The sequence below is a fragment of the Streptococcus nasisuis genome, from assembly GCF_040836615.1.
Classification (GTDB): Bacteria; Bacillota; Bacilli; order Lactobacillales; family Streptococcaceae; genus Streptococcus; species Streptococcus suis_V.
The window spans coordinates 187,874-209,455 of sequence record NZ_CP162268.1 but is presented as its reverse complement, the minus strand read 5'-3'; the positions used below and the strand labels follow the sequence as shown (position 1 = coordinate 209,455).

The following is a 21,582-nucleotide window of genomic DNA, read 5'->3' as shown; positions in this document are numbered from 1 at the left end:
AAACATGCTTGAATTTTTTTGTTTTTTATTGTATGATAAAATCATAACAATATAACAAAAGGAGATTGGCTATGCAACTGAAACTGTCTTCTATTTCTAAAAAATTTGACCATAAAATCATTTTGGAAGATACTTCCTTTACCTTCGAACAAGGCAAGATCTACGGCTTGCTAGGGCGAAATGGGGCTGGTAAGACGACCTTGTTCAACTGCATTGCTCGCAACCTGACCTTGGATAGTGGCTCAATTCAGTTTGTGAAGGACGAGGAACTATTTGACTACGACAACACGGACATCGGATTTACCCAAACCTACCCACAACTTCCTGCCTTTATGACAGCCTATGAGTTTGTCCGTTTCTATATGGATATTCACAAGGATAAGCTCAAATCTCCTCGCAGTCCAGAAGAATGGCTGAACTTAGTCGGTATCGGAGAAGAAGACCAACATCGCCTGCTCAAGGATTTTTCCCACGGTATGCAGAACAAGGTTCAGTTACTCCTGTCTTTGATTGTTCAGCCTCCTGTTCTTCTCTTGGATGAGCCACTGACTTCCTTTGACCCTGTGGCTGCCCACGAGTTCAAACAGCTGATTCGGGAGGCTAAAAAGGATTCCGTTATTATCTTTTCCACCCATATTCTACAGCTGGCTCAGGATCTCTGTGACGAGATTGTGTTGCTCCATCACCAAGAATTGCAGGCTGTTCCGAGTGACAAGCTCCACGATCCTGATTTTGAACAGGAAGTGGTTGCCCTCTTGACAGCAGACTAGGAGGGGCTTATGAAAACCATTCTACGTTATTTTTGGTATCAGGAAAAGTACAACCTCTATCGGACCGTCAACGGATTTTTCTACTATCTGCGAAAACTGCCACTTGTGGGCAAGAAGATTCCAGAGAGTATTTTCAAGTCTTATAGTTTTAAGTCTGGTCTCTTTTTGATCCTGCACATCCTCTCCATCCCCAGTCGCTTTCTGGTCAAGGGTTTCTGGTTGCTCTTTCATTTCTATCATGCTTCTTTCTGGATGAATATCCTAGCTACCGGAGAACCGACTTTTTGGAAGGTTCTCCCAAATACTTGGCTCCTTGGCTTTATTTCCTGGATTTTGTTTATTGGGCTGGCTAATCGTTTTAGCAAGGGCTTAGACCCAGTTATCTCTAAATCAGATAGAGAATTTTTGCAGAACTTTGGTCTATCACAATCTAACTTTTTGCAAAGCCAACTCTTTATCGAACCCATTCTGACTACCATTTATTACCTTCCTACCCTAGTTATTTTTTGCCTAATGACTAATCAATGGCTTGTCTTTCCAATTGGTCTGATGACAGTAATAGCAGGCCATCTATCTGGTCATGCTCTCAATCGTTGGTTCTTTGAACATCATATATTAACCCGTCGCAATTCTTGGCATTCTTGGCTGTGGCTCACATTTGTTTTTGCTTTATATGTTTTGGTTACTATATTCCGCAATACCTTTTCACTAAGAATGCTAGTACCTATCCTAATCATCCAACCCTTGCTAACCTGGTTAAGCTATTACTATTTAAAACAACAAACCAATAATATAGACTACCTCCAGTATTGCATGGACCAGTCCTTGCAGATGGATAAGAAAATTTTGGAGATGACCAAAGGGAACGAGTACACCCGACAAGGTTTACAGATGCAGGCTAAGCTGAGTACAGAAAAAGGAAAAGACCTGTCCCATCTATCAGGCATGACCTACCTAAACGCTCTGCTATTTGACCGCTACCGCTCCATCCTTACGAAAAAACTGCATTTTCGCTTGGGTTGTCTTTTGGCTATTGTCCTTTTTATTGAAGGAATTCGTTGGTTTTCAAAAGATGACATTCATATAAGCAATACCAACTATATCGAGGGGCTGCCTTTTGCGTTCATGGTTATATATATCGCCTCCATGGGTAAAGCTGTCGCACAGATGGTCTTTGTTAATTGCGATATTTCCATGCTCCACTATCCATTTTACCGCGAAGCAAAAACCATTATTGCAGGCTTTCATTATCGTTTTCTGCAAACTGTAAAATTAAATGCTGCATTCTCAGGATCTCTATTATTGGCCCTCATCATCTTTACTAGAGCGCAGCTACCTATTGAAAGCTATCTCCTAACTGCTCTGCTTTTGTTGAGTCTAACAGCCCTCTTTTCCTTCCACGACCTTTTTATCTACTATATCCTCCAGCCCTTTACCAAGGACATGGAAGTGGTCAATCCTGTCTATAAATTTCTCAGTGGAGCCCTCTACTGGGTGGCCTACCTCAATATCAAGCTGGATTTAGGCAGTCACTTGTACATCCTACTCATTTCGCTAGCCATGATTGCCTATGTCAGTATCGGTTACTGGATTTTATTGAAAAAAGCTCCGCAGACTTTTCGGTTGAAGGCATAGTACCTTCTGCAAACAACTCTCGTGACCACTCAGACTTTTTAGACAATTTTATCTGAATCGAGTAGGGACTAATTTCTAGTCCCTCTCACACCACCGTGCGTGCCGTTCGGCACACGGCGGTTCAACTAACTTTTAACGCATGTCGTTTTAGATAATAATCTAGGCAAGAAACCAGTCCACGTTTAGCGAGGACTGGTTTTGATATGGCACGTTTCAGTACAGACCTCTGAGCCACTAATTGATAATGGTCTCCCCAGCCAGATACTTTATCCGCTATCCACTTCGGTACTCCTAATTTGAGAAGTCCCCATAATCGCCTAGATTTCTTCTTCCATTGTTTCCAGATAATAACTCTTATTCGAGTTCTTAGTCGTTCATCAATGCTTTCCATGACTGATTTCATGTTCGTCATAGAAAAGTAGTTTATCCAACCTCGGATGACCCAGTTTAGTCGCTCAATTCGGCTGTCTAAGTCAATACTCCACTTACGGGCCGTTAGTTTCTTGAGTTTTCTCTTGAAACTCTGTACGCTATCCTGATGCGGACGACTTTTCCAGCCCTCAGATGATTTCCAGAACCCAAATCCTAGGTACTTTAATTTGCTCGGTCTCACAATCTTGGTCTTGGTCATGTTGACTTTCAAACCTAATCGTTTTTCAATATAACGACTAATTGAATGCATCACACGTTTAGCCGCCGCCTCACTACCAACTGTGATGACGCAGTCATCTGCGTAGCGAACGAAGCGAAGTCCACGATTTTCCAACTCTTTATCTAGCTCATTAAGCATGATATTGGACAGGAGCGGTGATAGGTTTCCTCCCTGTGGAGTTCCAACTAGTGTTTTATACCGTTGTCCGTTGATGACTACACCGGAATGAAGGTACTTACGAATTAAAGATTCTGTATCTCCATCTTGGATAATGTTATGAACAAGCGACATCAGTCTATCTTGAGGAACGGTATCAAAGAACTTCTCCAGGTCTATGTCTACTATCCACTCATAACCGTCATTAAGGTATTCTAATAACTGGATAATAGCTTGTTCGCATGACCGATTGGGTCTGAATCCGTAACTCCTCTCAGAGAAATAGGGCTCACAAATAGGACTAATGACTTGGACAATAGCTTGTTGTATCATTCTATCCATGACCGTTGGGATACCTAACTGACGGTCTCCGCCGTTAGGTTTGGGAATTTCAACTCGTAAGACTGGCTGAGGTTTGTACTTCCTCTGCTTTATGAGTTCTTTAGTTGAACGCCAGTGTTTGCGGAGATAGTCATCTATTTCGTCAATAGTTACGCCGTCAATTCCTGCTGAACCTTTATTGGCTCTAACTTGATTGTAGGCTTCAAGCATATTGGACCGAGATAGGATATTATCTAGTAACTGTGACATGTGCGTATTCCTTTCTTGTTTCGGTGTCTGAGGGACGTCTTATATTGGTGAACTTTCCTCTAGTCAATACGTGACCGCACCCAGTTCTATCAGACCGCTAGTTTTACAGACACAAGTGAAGTAGGTATACTTCGGTTAATTGTTCAGCCCTTCGCTCCACCTCTATTACAGAAGTTTCATCGCTACTATGGCCTCGGCTGACTTCTCATGATTCGTTGTTACTACGTCTTTGACGCTCATGAGACCTCACGGGATAAGTCGTACATCTTTCCTCGTTTACTCTCGTGATTTACGTCTATAGGTTACGACTACCTTTTTGGACTTTAGAGTTGTATGCCCCCTCATCCCCTATATACGCCTTGTTATCACGTTTCTGTTCGTAGAGCCACGATTTCGCTATCCCTTCCTCTCCCCGCTACCTCACGATAGTCAGGCTTGGGAGTCGCTTTGGGGTTCACCGGTAGCGGGTGTCCACGGAGGACTTTCACCTCAGATGTACGACATGCCCGTCGTACATACACAAAAAGGCGACCACAATCGCCTTTTTTAATATGTCTATTTACAAAATCTTGTTCTCCCCTGTTTCACGGTGGAGCTGATAAAAACTAATCTTCTATCTGCAACTGGAATCGGGTGTGACCCACCACATAGTCTTCGATTGGCCCGTCTTGATTGCAGACCAGTCCATGGAGGACACCGCCATAGACAGCACCGCCATCCATGCCAATTTTTCCATCACCACTGTCCCAAATCTGACTGATCCGCGTCTTAGTTCCAAACAAATTATAGACTGGTGTATGGCCGAAAATAATCCACTTGCCAGTTTCATTAGCTGCCTCGTGGAACTTGGATCGCAACCAAACCATGTCATGCTCACTGGTTTCCCGCCAATCATCCAAGGTCAGATCAACCCCCGCGTGAACAAAGATATAGAGCTCCGTTTCTAGGTAGTAGGGACAAGATTTGAGAAAGTCAATCAATTCCCCATATTGCTCCGAAACCTGATGGGCATCCACCATACCATCCACCGACGCATCCAAGGAACGCCCCATCAATGAATTGATGGTCGTATCACCACCATTTCTCTGATAATGGTCATAGCGGTCTTGAGGGTCCCGCAACCAGGCCAGGAACATCCGCTCATGATTGCCTGTCAGGCAAATGGCTCCCTGATTCTGCACCAAATCCATGACCAATTCCAAACAAGCCTTGGAGTCCTCACCCCTGTCAATCAAATCCCCTAAAAAAATCAATTGCTGACGCTCAGGATTCCACTTCTGCAACAAATCAACCAAGAGTTGATACTTACCATGAACATCCCCGACTACAAAATACTCTGGTTTCATAGACCTATCTCCTTGTAAAACCATTGTACCATAATTTGAGGCATAAGAAAAACCGACCGTTTCCGATCAGTTTCATTCTATTACAAACGTGCGTTCAATTCTGCACCCAGTTCTTCAAAGCCTGGCTTGCCAAGAAGAGCAAACATGTTTTTCTTGTAGGCTTCTACACCTGGTTGGTCAAATGGGTTGATGGCATTGAGGTAACCAGAGATCGCAATCGCCAACTCGAAGAAGTAGAAGGTATAACCAAGTGTAAACTCATCTTGTTGTGGAAGAGTCACAAACATGTTTGGTACGCCACCATCTGTGTGAGCAAGAAGCACACCGTCCGTTGCTTTTTTGTTTACAAAGTCAACGTCTTTTCCTTGCAAGTAGCCCAGACCGTCAAGGTCCTCTGCCATTTCAGGAATCAAGATATTTTTTCTAGGTTTGTCAACACGAACAACTGTTTCAAAGATGTTGCGGTTTCCTTCTTGGATAAATTGTCCAAGAGAGTGCAAGTCCGTTGAGAAGTTAGCAGATGTTGGGTTGATCCCTTTTTGGTCCTTACCTTCTGACTCACCCGCCAACTGTTTCCACCACTCGCTGAAGTATTGAAGTGATGGCTCGTAGTTTGCCAGGATTTCTGTCACATAGCCTTTTCTGTAAAGGATATTACGAACAGCTGCATATTGGTAAGCTTCATTCTCAGCAATCTTATCTGATGTGTAAGTCTTACGAGCAGCGTTTGCGCCTTCCATAAGGGCATCAATGTCTGCACCAGCTGCTGCGATTGGCAAAAGACCAACTGCAGTCAAGACTGAAAAACGGCCACCGACATCATCTGGCACAACGAAGGTTTCCCAACCATTGGCATCCGCTTCAACCTTAACAGCACCTTTTGCCTTATCTGTTGTCGCATAGATACGCTTGTTGGCTTCTTCTTGACCGTATTTCTTCACCAGCAATTCTTTGAAGACGCGGAAAGCAATGGCAGGCTCAGTTGTTGTCCCTGATTTTGAAATCACATTGACTGAGAAATCTTTATCAGCAACATAGTCCACTAAATCAGCAAGGTAGCTTGATGAGATAGAGTTTCCTGCGTAAAGGATTTGTGGAGCTTTACGCTCTTCGCGAGTTTGCAAGTTTACAAAGGCATTGCTTAAGAAATCAATAGCTGCTTTAGCACCAAGGTAAGAACCACCGATACCGATAACTACCAAAACTTCACTTTCATTTTGGATTTTAGCAGCCGCTTCCTTGATACGAGCAAATTCTTCTTTGTCATAGTTTTCTGGTAAATCCAACCAGCCGATAAAGTCGCTACCAGGACCTGTTCCTTGACGAAGCATTTGGTCAGCTAGGGTAACTTGTGGTTGCATATAATCAACTTCTTGTGCACCAACAAATTGGCCCAAGACTTTTGAATAGTCAAATGTAATATGTGTCATCTTTTTCCTCCATTCGTGTACCATAATATGATAACGCTTTATCATATTTTTTTCAAGGGATTTGTGAATTTTCATTCATTTTCATGAAATGGTTTGCGCTAGACCTGCTTTTTGATTGGATTTCCGATGATTTTTAGCGAATATCTTGTCTGACAATGTCTCACCCTCTCCCAAGACAGTGATACATTTTGGCAGGCATATGGATAGTAGATAAAAAGGGAGCAACACTAAATACCAAATAAACATCACCTCAAAAATAAAGCGAGAATTGTTTCCTCTTTGAATATAGCGCTTCCTGTATTCTTCTTTCAAGGAAAAGTGAGGAATGTAAATATGGAAGGGGACACAGCCTCGAACCAGCATGACCGCCAGCATCCTGACCAGAAAATTCATAGCTACGAGAACCGTCTTGCCCTCACGCTCCAGGGCATAGGCCCTATCAATATAAGTCTGACGGTAGCCCTTGTCCTTAATAGGTCGCGGCACAGACTTCCTCTCTTCTTTGGTCAAATGGCTAACGCTCGAATTGTCATATTTGATATCAGACATCTCTAAGTCTACGATGGCTGACGACTGTTTCGCAAGGGTCGATTTTCCCGTACCAGGAAAGGCAAAAATAAACATAGAATATCCTCCTTTTCCCAGTAGAATAGCAGAGTAGACTAAAAAATACCTTAATGTAAATACATTATAGGCATTTTAGAGTATTTTTCAAGACCTATTTGAAAAAATCGGTCTGGGGTCTGAGAGCTTGTTTTCTAACCTTCCCTATGCACTGTTTTGGTCTCATTGAGCCAAGCATAGGCAATCCCGATAAAGAGACCTCCACCTATCCAGTTGCCAAAGAAAACTACGGTCCACTGGCGAAGAATATTGACCAAATCAAAACCTTTGATGTTGTCAACAGGGCTAAATCCAGCCAGCGAAAAAGAAGCAAAGTTGGCAATCAAGTGCTCATTGATGAGGAAAACAAACATGAAAATGGCAGATAGGGCCACAAAGAACTTTGCAGATTCCTCCTTCAGGAGCATATATCCCATAATAGCCATATTGACAAACATATTGGCAGTAATGCCCTCGATGAAGTTCATCCAATCTGTCTTGGCCAACTTGAGCTGGACCGCATTGATTACAAAACTCTTATCTGTCAGTTGCTGGAAGGAAAAAGATTGATTGAATAGATAGGCCAAGACAATAGCACCAATCAAGTTAAAGAAGGTACAATAAAGCAATATCGTGCAGACCTTCTTCCAGGAAATTCGCTTGTAGTAACCTCCTACTGTTAGATACATCATATTGGATGTCGCTAATTCGCCATTGAAAATCAAGACAAAAATCAAACCGATAGCAAAGATAAAGGTAAAGACAAAGCGAGCCAGGGCCGGAAATTGGCTAGAAATGACATCCGCACCGATAATTCCCACAGCCGTTGACATGGTCAGATAGGCCCCAGCAAACATAGAACGCAGGGCATACCGACCCAAACTCTCATCAAAGAGAGCCTCTTTTTTGGCACAAGCCGCACCGATTTTTTCCTTAAAAACTGTCATAATCTCCTCTTTCTAATAAAATAAGAAAGGAAAAGTGCCCTGATGGCACCTTTCATTACAAATCTAATAGGCTTCTGATGCACCAGAGCTTGCATCCACATCGGAAGCAGCTGGAGCAGCACCTGCATCCGATGCACCGGATGTCGCATCGATATGGGCAGCTGCATGACCGTGACCAGCAGCTGGCATAGCCTTACCACCAACCAACTGTTGACCAGTTTCATTGAGGTACCAATCCAACCATGGCCTGAAGTTGAAGATAATCTCGTTGATACCTGCAAAGGAGCCATCCGGATAGTACATAGCCTGATAGTTGTGGGTATTGATAACTTCTGGCGGTGTACCTGGAACAATGGTCCGAACATATTCTTGGTTACCGTTACGGAGCGTTCCAACAACCCACTCCACGTTCTTCATGCGAGCTGGTGGCAGGGTACCGTGTAGGGTTGCCAAACGACCACCGACATGCTCTGGCAGACGTTTTCCAAGCATGGCTTCAGGATCTTGGTGAGCGGCATTATAGTAGAGGAACTGGTTGTTATCGTCTGTGAAAGTCAATTCAAAAGGCATGGCCTTGAGGAATTGATTGAGCTGATTAACCGTCAGTAGACCATTGTCCAATTTGACATAGGTGTCTCCTTCAACAGCTCCAACCTGGGCAGCAGCCTTCTCCAACCAGTTTGGATCATCTGGGTCAATGCCCTGAACAGTCGTTGCAATTGGCTTACCGCAGTAAAGATCTTCTGGTTCAATTGGTTTTGGTTTTTTCAACTGAGATACTACTCCTACATATTTGATAAAGTTATCGAGACAGCTTTCTAGGAATTTCACTGTCCCCTCATTGATGATATTTCCTTTCTCATCAAATGCCTCTTTTGCCTTGCCAAGTAGGAATTCATTTCCTGGAAGGGTATAGGCATTGACACCTGGAGCATCTAAAATCTTACGGAGATGGACCTGGGCACGGGATGTTCCTTGGTCATAGTAAGAAGCACCGACAATCATGACAGGCTTATCTGTCAGTGGGTGGAGCTTGAAGGACAACCATTCCAAGGTGCTCTTGAGGGCTGGTGTAATCGTATGGTTGTGCTCTGGTGTTGCAATGATGACACCGTCTGCACGAGTAATCTTATTGTACAAATACTGGATAGCAAAGCAGTCCGATTGGTCTTCGTCTTGATTGAACATCGGAACATCCTTGATTTCCAAGACTTCTAGTTCAAACTTCAACTTAAATTGACGGCGGATGTATTCCAAGAGCATACGGTTGTATGATTGGTCCGCATTTGATCCTACAATACCAACAAATTTCATCTTTTCGTCCTCTTCCTATAAACTTTCCCAGTCGAAATTCTCTGCCTCTTTGTGCAAGAGTTCCTTGGCATGAGACAATTTTCCAGTCATTTTCACAAATAAGCGGTAGTCGTCAAACATAGCCTCCAATTTTTGGATTGTTTCAATATCCACTAAATGACCTTTTTTATCAAAGGCAGTCAGGGAATTTGACAAGAGAAACTCATCAGGCAAAACGCTGGCTTTGAGCTCAGGAGCATTCAAAATCTGACGTAACTGCAACTGGGCACGGGAAGAACCCAAGGTACCATAAGATGCACCTGTAATCATAATCGGCTTGTTCAACAAGGGATAGATGCCATAAGACAACCAAGCCAAGGCATTCATCAAAACTGCTGGAATAGAGTGGTCATATTCGGGTGTTCCAATGATAACCCCTTCTGCCCCTTCAATTTTCTTAGCCAATTCCAAGACAGCTTCTGGTAATTGACGGGTGGCAGGCTTGTTAAACATTGGCAAATCCTTAATTTCTACCAATTCAATTTCAGCCTTCTCACTAAAATGTGTAGCCATAAACTGCAATAATTTCCTGTTGGTGGATGCGGCGGAGTTTGTTCCAACCAATGCAATCAATTTCATCTTGGTCCCTCTTTTCATCGTCTTTGTGACAGAAATCACGTTACCTCATTATGATAACGTTTTCTTTCTTAAAATGCAAGTCTTTTTTTCATTTTCCTTTTATGATACAATCGTAACATGAAAAAATATCTCTACTTTCTTTCCGGCTGCCTCAGCTTGCTTGTCGGAGTCATCGGCATTTTCCTGCCCATCCTCCCTACCACTCCCCTGCTACTCTTAGCTGGCTTTTGTTTTGCCAATAGTTCAAAGAAGTTTGAGACCTGGCTCAGGACAACCAAGCTCTATCAATTTTATGTCGCTGACTATGCGGAGACCAAGTCTATCAGCAAGAGTCGGAAAAAACGAATTATCCTGCAAATTTACATCCTCATGGGGATTTCTATCTATTTAGCCCCACTCCTACCAGTCAAAATCCTCTTAGTTGCTTTGACTATTTTCATTACCTACTATCTCTTCTTTATTATTCCAGATAAACAATAAAAGCAAGTTCCAAAACGGAGCTTGCTTTACTGTTTATATGTTAATCTTCAGCTACTTTTTTCAAGGCAAGGAGTAGACTGATAATACCAACTGAAACCAGGAAATGGCTGATACCTGCCAAGCCTGCAATACTAGCATTGACAGCTTTTGACAAATCCATTTCTAGAACCTGGGTCATACCGCGGACAGCCAGCATGATAGCAGAAAGAGGCAAGCCGATGTGGTAGGTCACTAGGAAGACACGAAAAGACTTGATTTTTTCCAATTCATGGTGCTGGGCAAAGAGCGCCACAATCATAAAGAGGAACATGCCCAATGTAAACAGGTGGGTGTGAACCAAATTAAGAGATGTCTGACCAGTAAAACCGGTTAATTTGATGATCTCACGGTAAGCAAGACCGCTGAGAAGACCTGCAATGGCGTAAATTAAGGCAATATTGATGTATTTTTTCATCCTCTACCTCCCCTACTCTGCTCCAAGCTCTGGCAAGAGGCTGGCAAACTCATTTTTGATGGTATCCAGGCTAGTCTTGACTTCCTGGCGGGTCTGATTATTCTTGACAGTAATCTGTCCGCTTTCCAGCTCGCTTCCACCAAGGGTGATGATGTATTTGGCACCAAAGACATCCGCAGACTTAAATTGGGCTTTGAGCTTGCGGTCTAGGTAATCACGCTCGGCAGACAGGCCTTGCTTGCGGAGGGCTTGAACCAGCTCCAAAGCTCCGCCATTGGCCTCCTGACCCAAAACAGCGATATAAACATCCAGAGACTGGTCAATCGGCAGCTCAATTTCCTGCTTTTCAAGGACCAGAATCAGGCGCTCAATCCCCATACCGAAGCCAATACCTGGCGTCTCAGGTCCGTCAAAATAACTGATCAAGCCGTCATAGCGACCACCAGCACAGATGGTCAAATCATTGCCCCCCACCTCGGTGATGAACTCGAAAATGGTGTGGTTGTAATAGTCCAAACCGCGAACCATATTCGTGTCAATGACATAGGTGATACCCAGGCTGTCCAACATAGACTGGACCCCTTCAAAGTAGGCCGCGCTCTCTTCATCCAAGTAATCCAAGATAGACGGAGCATTTTCAACTGCCGCCTTGTCCTCTTTTTCCTTGGAATCCAGCACGCGCAAAGGATTTTCCTCCAAACGGCGCTGGCTATCCTTGGACAACCGGTCCTTGAGCGGTGTCAGATAATCAATCAAGGCCTGGCGATAGGCTGCACGACTCTCTGGATTGCCCAGGCTATTAAGGTGAAGGGTGATGTTTTGAATCCCCAGTTCCTCAAAGAAATGATAGGCCATGGCCATGATTTCCACATCCGTCGCAGGATTGTTGGAACCAAAACACTCCACACCAATCTGGTGGAACTGGCGCAGACGACCAGCCTGAGGACGCTCATAACGGAACATTGGGCCCATGTAGTAAAACTTGCTTGGCTTTTGTACTTCTGGAGCAAACAACTTGTTTTCCACATACGAACGAACCACCGGGGCAGTCCCTTCCGGACGAAGGGTAATATGGCGGTCGCCCTTGTCATAGAAGTCATACATTTCCTTGGTCACGATGTCCGTCGTGTCGCCAACAGAACGGCTGATAACCTCGTAATGCTCAAAAATCGGCGTGCGAATCTCTGCGTAATTGTATCGCTTAAAAATACTGCGGGCAAAGCCTTCCACATACTGCCACTTGACCGTATCCTGTGGCAATAGATCCTGGGTTCCCTTAGGTTTTTGAAGTTTCATCTCGTCTCTCATTTCTACAGTTTGTTTCCTATTTTACCATATTCCCAGGCTTTTTGGAAATGGCAGAGCGAGCAAAAAACCATGTCTGCTTGACACGGTTTCCACTGCTATTTCTTATCAACGATGACAAAGTTGAGGTCATCCAGAGATAAATCAACTTCTAACTTTTCATCGGAATTTAAATTGAGTAGACTTTCAAGAGAATTTTCCGCAAAGCCGACCACCTTTTCCTGACGTTCAGCGTCATTCAGGACATACTCACTGGTCTTGTAAATTGCCTCCTGGGACTTATCAGACAGAAATTCTTGCGCCTTTTGTCCGGCAGTAAAGACATCGACAGCCTTGTCAATCAAACCATTGCTATTATTGGAAATCTTGATTTCCCCATGTTGCTGAGAGTCCACCTCAACAGTCAGAGAATTTTGGAAGGTCAAGGTATTGTCCTCAATGCGAATATCATCCTTGGTCAAGCCTTCCAAATCCAGCTTAAACTCGGTCTGAACAGGAATCTCGACCGACATTTCTCGTCCGACAAAGAGCTTGGTGATAGGCTCTGTCCAGTCTGGCCACTCCTTCATTTTATTGTTTTCAAAGGTATGATTGGCAGTCGTTTCCACATCTGCACCTGCCACTATCAGCTTGGTCTCCTGCTCAAACCGCTTGATGACAAATTCATACTGGACCGTATGAGTGCCTCGGAACCAGGCAAAGATGCTATTTCTAAACCAGATGACACCAATTGCTAGGACCAATAAAACAACCAGGAGGCTCGCCAACTTTTTAGCAAAAAATTTTCCAACTGTCTTCATACAGTTCTCCTTAAAAGTAGTTAATATGGATTTCTTCTTACAACCATTATATATATGTTGTATCAAGTATTTTCTGATGTTATTGTAAAAAATTTTGCCAACCTGTGCAAGCCCTTTTTCTCATAAAGAAAAAGCGGTTTGCACCACTTTTAGGATCTGTGTTTACTAGTGAGGTACATTTAGATATGAGATAGTTTTTTGCAAGTCAAGGCCGTTTGAGCAGGAATACTGACTGTATTTCGAGAAAAACAACGCTGAGTGGTAGAAAACTAGCCTTAGCTAAAAGTGCCGAACAGTGAATACAGGTTCTTAATCTTCCTTATAGAGAACAAAGGTCACCACAATAGAGAACAAAGGTCACCACAAAGGGAATTAGAACGGAAATGACCAGGCCGGCTACCGCTGTATAAAAATACTTGAGCGTGTCCTCACCGATATAGGCAGCAATGGTCAGAAGCCCTGGAGAACCACCAGAAAAGTTGCGAGCCCCCATAATCCCCATAAAGAAACCACCAATACCACCGGCAACCATGGTCCCAATCAAGGCAGGACGGTGACGCAGGGTCACACCATACAGGGCAGGCTCTGTGATACCAAAAATCGCGGTAATACCAGCCGATGAAGCCAAGGCACGCTTATTGACATCCTTCGTTTTCAGTGCAATAGCTAAAGCTGCCCCACCCTGGGCCACATTGGACGGAAACATGCCAGGCTGAGCGATAGTATCATAGCCAATGGTCATGCGGTTGTTGATGCCAATCGATACTAGACCGTAGTGGGTACCAGTCATCACCAAGAAAGGCGACACTGTTCCTACAATAGTTGGCACAACCCAAGGACCAAATTCTTCCAACCAGAGGAAGAAAGCACCCAGCCAATTGCCCACAATAGCACCAAGTGGCCCCAGCACAATCAGAGTAACCAGGGCAGTCACCAGAGTTGTCAAGAGTGGAACAGAGAAGAATTTGATAGCCGTGGGCGAAATCTTATCCGCAACTCTTTCCACACAGCTCATGAACCATACTACTAAAATTACCGGAATAACGGTCGAAGAGTAGCTTGATAGGGTAATCGGAATGGAGAAGAAATCCAGACCCGTCCCAGCCTCCTTGGCCGCTGTCACCAAGGCCACAAAGCTAGGGTGGAGCAAAATCGCCCCGATTAACATCCCCAGCTGCTGATTGGTCTTAAACTGTCGGGCAGCCGAGCCGCCAAGAAAGATAGGCAGGAAGAAGAAACCAGCATCCCCAATAAAGTTGAGAATTTGATAGTTGGTATCATCAGTAGCCACCACGCCAAACACCGTCAGCAAGGACAGCACAGCCTTGATCATCCCGGCTGCCGTAATGACTGGTAAAATCGGGGTAAAGATACCTGAGATAGTAGCCAGAACAGTCGCAAAAATTCCCTGCTTGCTCGAAGCTTCTTGGTCTGCGACTACTTGCTCTTCCAAATCCTCTGCTAAAGGACGATAGACCTGGGCCACGTCATTTCCGATAACAACTTGGAATTGACCACCCTTGTCAATCACACCCAAAACACCCTCTAACTGTTCCAGGCCAGCTTGGTCTGCCTTAGACTTATCCACCAAGGTAAAACGCAGGCGTGTCGCACAATGGGTCAGACTGGACACATTGGCCTTGCCTCCTACACCTTCTAAAATCGCTCTTCCTAAATCCCTATGACTCATCCTATCTCCTTTTTCTCTCCTAATTTCCCCAGACCTTGTCCGTAATCGTCTTAATCAATTGTAATTTTTTCCACTCGTCTTCCTCAGTCAGAATATTTCCTTCTTCCGTAGAAGCAAAGCCGCACTGGGTTGAGATGCCAATGTTCTTGAGTGGAATCAATTTCGCTGCTTCTTCAATACGGGCAACCACCGCATCAATATCCTCTAACTGAGGATTTTTAGATGTAATCACTCCTAGCACCAATTCGACATTCTCACGGCCATTCCAGATGTCCACAATCGGTGAAAAATCGCCTGAACGCTCATCGTCATATTCTAAGAAGAAGATGTCATAGTTGAGTTGGCCTAGATACTTGGCAACCGTCTGGTAGCTTCCTTCAAAAAGGTAGGTTGACTTGAAGTTGCCTCGACAGATATGGGTCGCCACCGTCAAATCCTCTGGCAGGCCCTCCAAGGCCTTATTGATCACGTAGACATCATCTTCAGCAATCTGCTCAAATTCCGCCCGTTTTTCCTGTTGGTCATGATAGGTCTCCAATTGCTGAATCAAATAAGCCCAGGTTGTGTCGTCCAATTGAACATAGCGGGCACCCAGATCATAAAAATGCTGAATGGTATCATGATAGGCTTTTGCCAAACCGTCTAGGAAATCACTCCAATTTTCGTAGTAATCCGCATAGAGATCGCTGCGATGGTCACGCTTGATAACCAGTGACGGGCTTGGAATAGTCACCTTTGGTGTAACTCCCTCAGGCACGATAGACTGAAGGTATTGGAAATCACGGTAAAACGGGTGGTCTGGATTTTCAGCTACCTTGCCATTGAGGCGGACATTGGTCGTGCGAGTCTTAGCCCCGTGAAACTTGTAAGAATCCTCCTGCAAGTAAGCTTCAAACCCTGTCAATTCCCAGAGGAAGTCCAGGTGCCACCAAGAACGGCCGAACTCACCGTCAGAAACTACCTTGAGCCCATTGTCAACCTGGTGATGGACCAATTCAGCGACCAATTTGTCCTGAATAGCGAGCAGGTCTTCGTGGCTGATTTTGCCTTGGGCGAATTGCTCACGGGCATCCTTCAAAGCTTGTGGACGAAGATAAGAACCGACATGATCGAAATGGTAATGTGTTTTTGACATGATGAAAACTCCTTGAAAAATTTTGATAGGTTCATTTTATTCCCAAAAGTTATCATTGTAAAATATATATTTTCTATACATTTCGATAGTTTTTGGCTATATCTGACCATTCACCTTGCTTGATTGCAAAAAATAGAAAAAAATCTGTCAAGTAACTTTACTTTACAAAAAACTTTTGTTATACTACTAAAGTTGGCGAAAGTCATACGCATTATTTTAGATTATAAGGGGCTTGGCCCTGATATTTAATGGAGGAAGAAAGAAATGGCAGTACCTGCACGTCGCACTTCAAAAGCGAAGAAAAACAAACGTCGTACCCACTATAAAGTAGCAGCTCCAACTGTGAAATTTGACGAAACTACTGGAGATTACTCACGTTCTCACCGTGTATCTTTGAAAGGATACTACAAAGGACGTAAAATCGCTAAAGCAGCTTCAGCTGAACAATAGAAGGGAGATACCATGCGCGTAAATATTACACTTGAACACAAAGAATCTGGTGAGCGTTTGTACCTTACTTCAAAAAACAAACGTAACACTCCAGACCGTCTTCAATTGAAAAAATACTCACCAAAATTGCGTAAGCACGTGATTTTTACCGAGGTTAAGTAAGGGTCTCAGTACACGTCAATAGACGTCAAAATATTGATTTTAAGCGATTTTTGATTTTTTGAAACTCATTATATCGCACTACAAATCAATAAAAACTCTACCTTTTACTCTACCTTTTTTAGATAAATATATCATCTGGATATTGAAGTTAAGCCCTGCTATCATTTGGATGGCAGGGCTTTTTAATATTTGGTACACTAACTTCTTATCTATATTTTGGTGGATTTTAAGTTGACATCTACAAAGTTTAATGTTAGAATACATTCAAAAATATATTTGAATGAGGTGTTTTATGATTCAAAATGTTGTTACTTCAATAATCCTGTATTCTGGGACAGCCGTAGACTTACTTATTATCCTAATGTTATTTTTTGCCAAAAGAAAAAGCAGAAAAGACATCATTAACATCTATTTAGGACAATTTCTAGGCTCTGTTAGTCTAATATTGCTAAGTTTGCTTTTTGCATTTGTCTTAAATTATATTCCTAGTAAAGAGATTTTAGGTTTACTCGGTTTGATTCCAATTTTCCTAGGCCTCAAAGTTTTGCTTTTAGGAGATTCTGATGGAGAAGCTATTGCCAAAGATGGTTTGCGAAAAGACAATAAAAACCTGATTTTTCTAGTCGCTATGATTACTTTTGCAAGTTGTGGCGCTGACAATATTGGTGTCTTTGTCCCATATTTTACCACCTTAAATTTAGCGAATTTGATAGTGACTTTACTTACTTTTCTAGTCATGATTTATCTCTTGGTTTTTTCTGCCCAAAAATTGGCACAAGTCCCTTCTGTTGGAGAAACTTTGGAAAAATATAGCAGGTGGTTTATTGCCGTTGTCTATTTAGGATTGGGGATGTATATCCTGATTGAAAACAACAGCTTTGACATGCTATGGGCTGTGTTAGGCTAGGAGAAAAAATTATGAAAAAAGATAGTATCTGTCAAGTGGATGTTATTAATCAACAAAATGTCACAACCGCAACGAACTACCTTGAAAAGGAAAAAGTCCAAAAATCACTTCGCATTTTATCAAAATTTACCGATAATAAACAGATAAATATCATCTTTTATCTCCTTGCCGTCGAAGAACTCTGTGTCTGCGATATAGCCTGTTTACTAAATCTCAGTATGGCATCTGCCTCCCACCATCTTCGTAAACTAGCCAATCAAAACATCTTGGACACTAGAAGAGAGGGGAAAATTATATATTATTTTATAAAAGATGAGGAAATCAGAGATTTTTTTAATCAACTAGGATAACAATCGCTCTATTCCAGTTCCTTTGTCTATACTTGAAGAACTTCGAGATTTTCACAATGAAATGAACGAGTATCTTAAATTACACAATAGACCTGAAACAAAACTGATTTTCCCAACAATATACGGAAACTATATGTGTGATAGAAACGAGCGAACAACTCTCAAGAATAGATTAGCTGGTCTAGGATTACCAGATTATGGTTTCCATTTATTCCGACACACTCATGCTTCAATGTTGCTTAATGCTGGCACAAATTGGAAAGAGCTTCAAGTGAGAATGGGACATAAATCAATTTCAACCACAATGGATACTTACGCTGAATTAGCACCTCAACGAATGTTAGAAGCTGTGGGTATTTATCTTGATAAGATTGCTGAACTAACGCAATAACTACTCTACCATTCACTCTACCTTTTGCTAAGGAACATTACAAAAACGTTGATATATAAACGTTTCTAACAGCTAAAATAGACAATACTTAATCTTTACTGAGGTGAAATAGGGATTCACTACACGTCAATAGACGGTAGAAACCTTGATTTTATGCGATTTTTGAAATGTTGAATTTCAGTAGATTGCATTACAAATCAATCGAATCACTACATTTTTCTCTACACTTTTTAGATAATAAAATTTAAGTAGAACATGCAGATAATAAAAGGCACACTTCGTATGAGGTGTTCCTTTTTTTGGCTTCTTATTTACCAACTGAAGAAAACCGACACAGTTATTAACCGTCTAAAATATTTTCTAACATTGGTTCGATAGAACTACGTTTCAAGTCCTCTATAAGCCTCTGGGCAGAGAAACGATTTACTTCCCGAGCTACATAACATAACATCCGTGCAGCCATTTCTTTACTCAAATAGTCAAAATGCTCATCTTTTAATACATCAAACGCAAGAGATGCAAAAATATCATTTGAAGAAAAAGAGGTTGCAACTTCTTTTAATGATGGAAAAAGTTTTTGAATTAAGAATAATGCATTTTCTGGGCTTACTTTCATAAATTTAATACAAGCCAATTTGTAATCATCTCCTACATCAATAAGTTCCCGACACAAATCCACATTTGAAATATTATTAAGATATATCGTTATTGTTTCATCATATTCGCTCTGTTGAATCGTTTTTAATATTTTCTGCTTTGAATCCTTTTGATGAAAAATTCGCAGGTGATAACTTAATTGTTCAAGCATTTCTCCTGCATCTCCAAACCTTAATTCTGGTTGATAAGAAGTAGCTTTTTGAACAAAAGTTCGCAGAACATGTTTTTCATTAGTTGGATTTCCAGTTAAACAAAAATTAACCACCTTCCCTAGCGAATAAACATCACTCATTTTAGTTGCATTTTTTAGACCAGTTATCTGTTCTGGGGCACAATAATAAAACTGCCCATAGTTATTTGTGTTCATAGTCAAATGAGAATGATTGACCGTAGAATCTTTAGCTAATCCAAAATCAGATATCTTTATTAGCCCATCACATAGAAAAATATTGCTTGGACTCAAATCTCTATGATAAATATCTCGAGAATGAACCTCAGCCATTATTGTCAATATTTGGAACAATAAATTAAATATTTGGTTTAATTCCAACTCATTATCTACGATATAATCATTTAGAGTAAAGTCAGCCTTTTCCATCGTATAGCTAAGCTCTGTTTCATTAAATTCGTAAACCTTAATAACCCCATTAATTTGTGAGAGAGACTGCATAATTTCAAACTCTCTTTTAAAACGGCTTCTAAGAGTGGGGTCGCGTTTATACTCATTCTTCAACTTTTTTACAATTCGTTGAGAATGATTTTGTAAATAAATTTCAGCAAATCCACCTTTAGTGAGAAAAGACTCGTCAGTTTTTACTATTTCTTTCTCTATATGGGAATAAGAATTTAGTTTTTCTTTCAACTTATCTGCTTGTTTATTCTTAATATCACTCTTTTCAGAACTATTATCTGGGAGGTCATCATAATAGATTAGTAAATCTCTTACCAACTTTATAATATCGTTATCAAGAGCTTCATCTATATATGCTTCAAATGACTTCCCTTTTGATAAACCGTATTTCTCCTGAATTTTTACACCAATAGAGTGATATGTAAATTCATCAAACGTACGATTTGAAAAATCCAGAACATATCCACCGTTATTAAAAAATTTTTTTATGATATTTTTATCATGAAATGTAATTTTTGTCATTGTAACTCCATTCTAACTTATAATCTTTTTTATAAAACAACTCTCAACTAAACTGTAAAATTACTGTACTTCGATTTTATTACTATTATACCAAATCAAATTCTACTCTATTTACCATTTCAATTTATTTAGCGATGATAAATTGTAAAATATAGAACTTATTCCAATCGAGTAGGGACTAATTTCTAGTCCCTCTCACACCACCGTGCGTGCCGTTCGGCACACGGCGGTTCAACTAACTTTTAACGCATGTCGTTTTAGATAATAATCTAGGCAAGAAACCAGTCCACGTTTAGCGAGGACTGGTTTTGATATGGCACGTTTCAGTACAGACCTCTGAGCCACTAATTGATAATGGTCTCCCCAGCCAGATACTTTATCCGCTATCCACTTCGGTACTCCTAATTTGAGAAGTCCCCATAATCGCCTAGATTTCTTCTTCCATTGTTTCCAGATAATAACTCTTATTCGAGTTCTTAGTCGTTCATCAATGCTTTCCATGACTGATTTCATGTTCGTCATAGAAAAGTAGTTTATCCAACCTCGGATGACCCAGTTTAGTCGCTCAATTCGGCTGTCTAAGTCAATACTCCACTTACGGGCCGTTAGTTTCTTGAGTTTTCTCTTGAAACTCTGTACGCTATCCTGATGCGGACGACTTTTCCAGCCCTCAGATGATTTCCAGAACCCAAATCCTAGGTACTTTAATTTGCTCGGTCTCACAATCTTGGTCTTGGTCATGTTGACTTTCAAACCTAATCGTTTTTCAATATAACGACTAATTGAATGCATCACACGTTTAGCCGCCGCCTCACTACCAACTGTGATGACGCAGTCATCTGCGTAGCGAACGAAGCGAAGTCCACGATTTTCCAACTCTTTATCTAGCTCATTAAGCATGATATTGGACAGGAGCGGTGATAGGTTTCCTCCCTGTGGAGTTCCAACTAGTGTTTTATACCGTTGTCCGTTGATGACTACACCGGAATGAAGGTACTTACGAATTAAAGATTCTGTATCTCCATCTTGGATAATGTTATGAACAAGCGACATCAGTCTATCTTGAGGAACGGTATCAAAGAACTTCTCCAGGTCTATGTCTACTATCCACTCATAACCGTCATTAAGGTATTCTAATAACTGGATAATAGCTTGTTCGCATGACCGATTGGGTCTGAATCCGTAACTCCTCTCAGAGAAATAGGGCTCACAAATAGGACTAATGACTTGGACAATAGCTTGTTGTATCATTCTATCCATGACCGTTGGGATACCTAACTGACGGTCTCCGCCGTTAGGTTTGGGAATTTCAACTCGTAAGACTGGCTGAGGTTTGTACTTCCTCTGCTTTATGAGTTCTTTAGTTGAACGCCAGTGTTTGCGGAGATAGTCATCTATTTCGTCAATAGTTACGCCGTCAATTCCTGCTGAACCTTTATTGGCTCTAACTTGATTGTAGGCTTCAAGCATATTGGACCGAGATAGGATATTATCTAGTAACTGTGACATGTGCGTATTCCTTTCTTGTTTCGGTGTCTGAGGGACGTCTTATATTGGTGAACTTTCCTCTAGTCAATACGTGACCG

22 protein-coding genes and 1 pseudogene are annotated in these 21,582 nt (G+C 41.8%); 8 read left to right on the top strand and 15 right to left on the bottom strand.

Annotated elements, in window-relative coordinates; genetic code table 11:
• Positions 1 to 71 precede the first annotated feature (71 nt).
• Both AB1F57_RS01175 and AB1F57_RS01170 read left to right on the top strand, forming a co-directional pair.
• A complete protein-coding gene (locus AB1F57_RS01175; RefSeq protein ID WP_105136952.1) occupies positions 72 to 770 on the top strand; it encodes an ABC transporter ATP-binding protein in 699 nt (232 codons plus the stop codon).
• Between the two features lie 9 nt (positions 771 to 779).
• Entirely contained in the window at positions 780 to 2,405 is a 1,626-nt protein-coding gene (locus AB1F57_RS01170; protein WP_105136951.1) for a hypothetical protein, read from the top strand.
• 121 nt (positions 2,406 to 2,526) lie between these two features.
• Here the strand turns inward: AB1F57_RS01170 and ltrA (AB1F57_RS01165) are convergent, their stop codons facing one another.
• From ltrA (AB1F57_RS01165) to AB1F57_RS01135, 7 genes are all read right to left on the bottom strand, one after another.
• The gene (gene ltrA / locus AB1F57_RS01165) at positions 2,527 to 3,804 is read right to left on the bottom strand and encodes a group II intron reverse transcriptase/maturase (protein ID WP_172006496.1); all 1,278 of its coding nucleotides are present in this window, start codon (positions 3,802 to 3,804) and stop codon (positions 2,527 to 2,529) included.
• A gap of 605 nt (positions 3,805 to 4,409) precedes the next feature.
• The gene (locus AB1F57_RS01160; RefSeq protein ID WP_170239437.1) at positions 4,410 to 5,150 is read right to left on the bottom strand and encodes a metallophosphoesterase family protein; all 741 of its coding nucleotides are present in this window, start codon (positions 5,148 to 5,150) and stop codon (positions 4,410 to 4,412) included.
• Between the two features lie 80 nt (positions 5,151 to 5,230).
• Entirely contained in the window at positions 5,231 to 6,580 is a 1,350-nt protein-coding gene (locus tag AB1F57_RS01155) for a glucose-6-phosphate isomerase (RefSeq protein WP_029944251.1), read from the bottom strand.
• A gap of 81 nt (positions 6,581 to 6,661) precedes the next feature.
• Positions 6,662 to 7,204, bottom strand: coding sequence for a hypothetical protein (locus AB1F57_RS01150; RefSeq protein WP_170239439.1), 543 nt, complete (start codon positions 7,202 to 7,204; stop codon positions 6,662 to 6,664).
• Between the two features lie 134 nt (positions 7,205 to 7,338).
• On the bottom strand, positions 7,339 to 8,130 hold the full coding sequence (locus AB1F57_RS01145) for a formate/nitrite transporter family protein (protein ID WP_170239440.1): 792 nt from the start codon (positions 8,128 to 8,130) through the stop codon (positions 7,339 to 7,341).
• A 63-nt stretch (positions 8,131 to 8,193) separates the two neighbouring features.
• On the bottom strand, positions 8,194 to 9,444 hold the full coding sequence (locus tag AB1F57_RS01140) for an NAD(P)H-dependent oxidoreductase (RefSeq protein ID WP_367985936.1): 1,251 nt from the start codon (positions 9,442 to 9,444) through the stop codon (positions 8,194 to 8,196).
• A 15-nt stretch (positions 9,445 to 9,459) separates the two neighbouring features.
• Positions 9,460 to 10,062, bottom strand: coding sequence for an NADPH-dependent FMN reductase (locus AB1F57_RS01135; RefSeq protein ID WP_105136945.1), 603 nt, complete (start codon positions 10,060 to 10,062; stop codon positions 9,460 to 9,462).
• A gap of 117 nt (positions 10,063 to 10,179) precedes the next feature.
• Here AB1F57_RS01135 and AB1F57_RS01130 point away from each other — a divergent pair, with 117 nt between their 5' ends.
• Positions 10,180 to 10,542, top strand: a complete 363-nt coding sequence (locus tag AB1F57_RS01130; protein ID WP_105136944.1) for a DUF454 family protein — start codon at positions 10,180 to 10,182, stop codon at positions 10,540 to 10,542.
• Between the two features lie 40 nt (positions 10,543 to 10,582).
• Here the strand turns inward: AB1F57_RS01130 and AB1F57_RS01125 are convergent, their stop codons facing one another.
• From AB1F57_RS01125 to AB1F57_RS01105, 5 genes are all read right to left on the bottom strand, one after another.
• On the bottom strand, positions 10,583 to 10,996 hold the full coding sequence (locus AB1F57_RS01125; protein WP_167784953.1) for a DUF2871 domain-containing protein: 414 nt from the start codon (positions 10,994 to 10,996) through the stop codon (positions 10,583 to 10,585).
• A gap of 12 nt (positions 10,997 to 11,008) precedes the next feature.
• The gene (gene hisS, locus AB1F57_RS01120) at positions 11,009 to 12,292 is read right to left on the bottom strand and encodes a histidine--tRNA ligase (protein ID WP_170239442.1); all 1,284 of its coding nucleotides are present in this window, start codon (positions 12,290 to 12,292) and stop codon (positions 11,009 to 11,011) included.
• 107 nt (positions 12,293 to 12,399) lie between these two features.
• Positions 12,400 to 13,101 carry a hypothetical protein gene (locus AB1F57_RS01115; protein WP_172009831.1) on the bottom strand — a complete coding sequence of 234 codons (702 nt, stop codon included), beginning with the start codon at positions 13,099 to 13,101 and terminating at the stop codon, positions 12,400 to 12,402.
• Between the two features lie 319 nt (positions 13,102 to 13,420).
• A complete protein-coding gene (locus AB1F57_RS01110; RefSeq protein WP_367985934.1) occupies positions 13,421 to 14,791 on the bottom strand; it encodes a PTS transporter subunit EIIC in 1,371 nt (456 codons plus the stop codon).
• A 19-nt stretch (positions 14,792 to 14,810) separates the two neighbouring features.
• Positions 14,811 to 15,926: a vitamin B12 independent methionine synthase gene (locus AB1F57_RS01105; protein WP_367985933.1), complete on the bottom strand. Its 1,116-nt coding sequence runs from the start codon at positions 15,924 to 15,926 to the stop codon at positions 14,811 to 14,813.
• 264 nt (positions 15,927 to 16,190) lie between these two features.
• Between AB1F57_RS01105 and rpmF the strand changes: the two genes are divergently transcribed.
• Complete coding sequence (gene rpmF, locus AB1F57_RS01100) at positions 16,191 to 16,376, top strand: 50S ribosomal protein L32 (protein WP_367985932.1); 186 nt, start codon at positions 16,191 to 16,193, stop codon at positions 16,374 to 16,376.
• 12 nt (positions 16,377 to 16,388) lie between these two features.
• A complete protein-coding gene (rpmG, locus tag AB1F57_RS01095) occupies positions 16,389 to 16,538 on the top strand; it encodes a 50S ribosomal protein L33 (RefSeq protein WP_002262412.1) in 150 nt (49 codons plus the stop codon).
• Positions 16,539 to 16,616: 78 nt separating this feature from the next.
• Here rpmG and AB1F57_RS01090 read toward each other — a convergent pair whose 3' ends face one another.
• Entirely contained in the window at positions 16,617 to 16,802 is a 186-nt protein-coding gene (locus tag AB1F57_RS01090; protein WP_367985931.1) for a FanG protein, read from the bottom strand.
• Positions 16,803 to 16,830: 28 nt separating this feature from the next.
• Here AB1F57_RS01090 and AB1F57_RS01085 point away from each other — a divergent pair, with 28 nt between their 5' ends.
• The 3 genes and pseudogenes from AB1F57_RS01085 to AB1F57_RS01075 all read left to right on the top strand — a co-directional run.
• On the top strand, positions 16,831 to 17,445 hold the full coding sequence (locus AB1F57_RS01085) for a CadD family cadmium resistance transporter (RefSeq protein ID WP_044668935.1): 615 nt from the start codon (positions 16,831 to 16,833) through the stop codon (positions 17,443 to 17,445).
• A gap of 11 nt (positions 17,446 to 17,456) precedes the next feature.
• Entirely contained in the window at positions 17,457 to 17,795 is a 339-nt protein-coding gene (gene cadX / locus AB1F57_RS01080; RefSeq protein ID WP_000711078.1) for a Cd(II)/Zn(II)-sensing metalloregulatory transcriptional regulator CadX, read from the top strand.
• 1 nt (position 17,796) lies between these two features.
• Positions 17,797 to 18,186 (top strand): annotated as a pseudogene (locus tag AB1F57_RS01075) (tyrosine-type recombinase/integrase); the annotation flags it as partial.
• 340 nt (positions 18,187 to 18,526) lie between these two features.
• Here the strand turns inward: AB1F57_RS01075 and AB1F57_RS01070 are convergent.
• Positions 18,527 to 19,996, bottom strand: coding sequence for a serine/threonine-protein kinase (locus tag AB1F57_RS01070; protein WP_367985929.1), 1,470 nt, complete (start codon positions 19,994 to 19,996; stop codon positions 18,527 to 18,529).
• A 231-nt stretch (positions 19,997 to 20,227) separates the two neighbouring features.
• The gene (gene ltrA, locus AB1F57_RS01065) at positions 20,228 to 21,505 is read right to left on the bottom strand and encodes a group II intron reverse transcriptase/maturase (protein ID WP_172006496.1); all 1,278 of its coding nucleotides are present in this window, start codon (positions 21,503 to 21,505) and stop codon (positions 20,228 to 20,230) included.
• Positions 21,506 to 21,582 lie beyond the last annotated feature (77 nt).

What these genes read in the sequence shown, in the direction of transcription:
- AB1F57_RS01175 (WP_105136952.1), top strand. Translation starts at nt 72, where the DNA reads ATGCAACTGAAACTGTCTTCTATTTCTAAAAAATTTGACCATAAAATC.
- hisS (WP_170239442.1), bottom strand. Translation starts at nt 12,292, where the DNA reads ATGAAACTTCAAAAACCTAAGGGAACCCAGGATCTATTGCCACAGGAT.
- rpmF (WP_367985932.1), top strand. Translation starts at nt 16,191, where the DNA reads ATGGCAGTACCTGCACGTCGCACTTCAAAAGCGAAGAAAAACAAACGT.
- AB1F57_RS01110 (WP_367985934.1), bottom strand. Translation starts at nt 14,791, where the DNA reads ATGAGTCATAGGGATTTAGGAAGAGCGATTTTAGAAGGTGTAGGAGGC.
- AB1F57_RS01085 (WP_044668935.1), top strand. Translation starts at nt 16,831, where the DNA reads ATGATTCAAAATGTTGTTACTTCAATAATCCTGTATTCTGGGACAGCC.
- AB1F57_RS01070 (WP_367985929.1), bottom strand. Translation starts at nt 19,996, where the DNA reads ATGACAAAAATTACATTTCATGATAAAAATATCATAAAAAAATTTTTT.
- ltrA (WP_172006496.1), bottom strand. Translation starts at nt 21,505, where the DNA reads ATGTCACAGTTACTAGATAATATCCTATCTCGGTCCAATATGCTTGAA.
- AB1F57_RS01145 (WP_170239440.1), bottom strand. Translation starts at nt 8,130, where the DNA reads ATGACAGTTTTTAAGGAAAAAATCGGTGCGGCTTGTGCCAAAAAAGAG.
- cadX (WP_000711078.1), top strand. Translation starts at nt 17,457, where the DNA reads ATGAAAAAAGATAGTATCTGTCAAGTGGATGTTATTAATCAACAAAAT.
- AB1F57_RS01170 (WP_105136951.1), top strand. Translation starts at nt 780, where the DNA reads ATGAAAACCATTCTACGTTATTTTTGGTATCAGGAAAAGTACAACCTC.
- AB1F57_RS01115 (WP_172009831.1), bottom strand. Translation starts at nt 13,101, where the DNA reads ATGAAGACAGTTGGAAAATTTTTTGCTAAAAAGTTGGCGAGCCTCCTG.
- AB1F57_RS01160 (WP_170239437.1), bottom strand. Translation starts at nt 5,150, where the DNA reads ATGAAACCAGAGTATTTTGTAGTCGGGGATGTTCATGGTAAGTATCAA.
- AB1F57_RS01105 (WP_367985933.1), bottom strand. Translation starts at nt 15,926, where the DNA reads ATGTCAAAAACACATTACCATTTCGATCATGTCGGTTCTTATCTTCGT.
- ltrA (WP_172006496.1), bottom strand. Translation starts at nt 3,804, where the DNA reads ATGTCACAGTTACTAGATAATATCCTATCTCGGTCCAATATGCTTGAA.
- AB1F57_RS01150 (WP_170239439.1), bottom strand. Translation starts at nt 7,204, where the DNA reads ATGTTTATTTTTGCCTTTCCTGGTACGGGAAAATCGACCCTTGCGAAA.
- AB1F57_RS01125 (WP_167784953.1), bottom strand. Translation starts at nt 10,996, where the DNA reads ATGAAAAAATACATCAATATTGCCTTAATTTACGCCATTGCAGGTCTT.
- AB1F57_RS01090 (WP_367985931.1), bottom strand. Translation starts at nt 16,802, where the DNA reads ATGTATTCTAACATTAAACTTTGTAGATGTCAACTTAAAATCCACCAA.
- AB1F57_RS01155 (WP_029944251.1), bottom strand. Translation starts at nt 6,580, where the DNA reads ATGACACATATTACATTTGACTATTCAAAAGTCTTGGGCCAATTTGTT.
- AB1F57_RS01135 (WP_105136945.1), bottom strand. Translation starts at nt 10,062, where the DNA reads ATGAAATTGATTGCATTGGTTGGAACAAACTCCGCCGCATCCACCAAC.
- AB1F57_RS01140 (WP_367985936.1), bottom strand. Translation starts at nt 9,444, where the DNA reads ATGAAATTTGTTGGTATTGTAGGATCAAATGCGGACCAATCATACAAC.
- AB1F57_RS01130 (WP_105136944.1), top strand. Translation starts at nt 10,180, where the DNA reads ATGAAAAAATATCTCTACTTTCTTTCCGGCTGCCTCAGCTTGCTTGTC.
- rpmG (WP_002262412.1), top strand. Translation starts at nt 16,389, where the DNA reads ATGCGCGTAAATATTACACTTGAACACAAAGAATCTGGTGAGCGTTTG.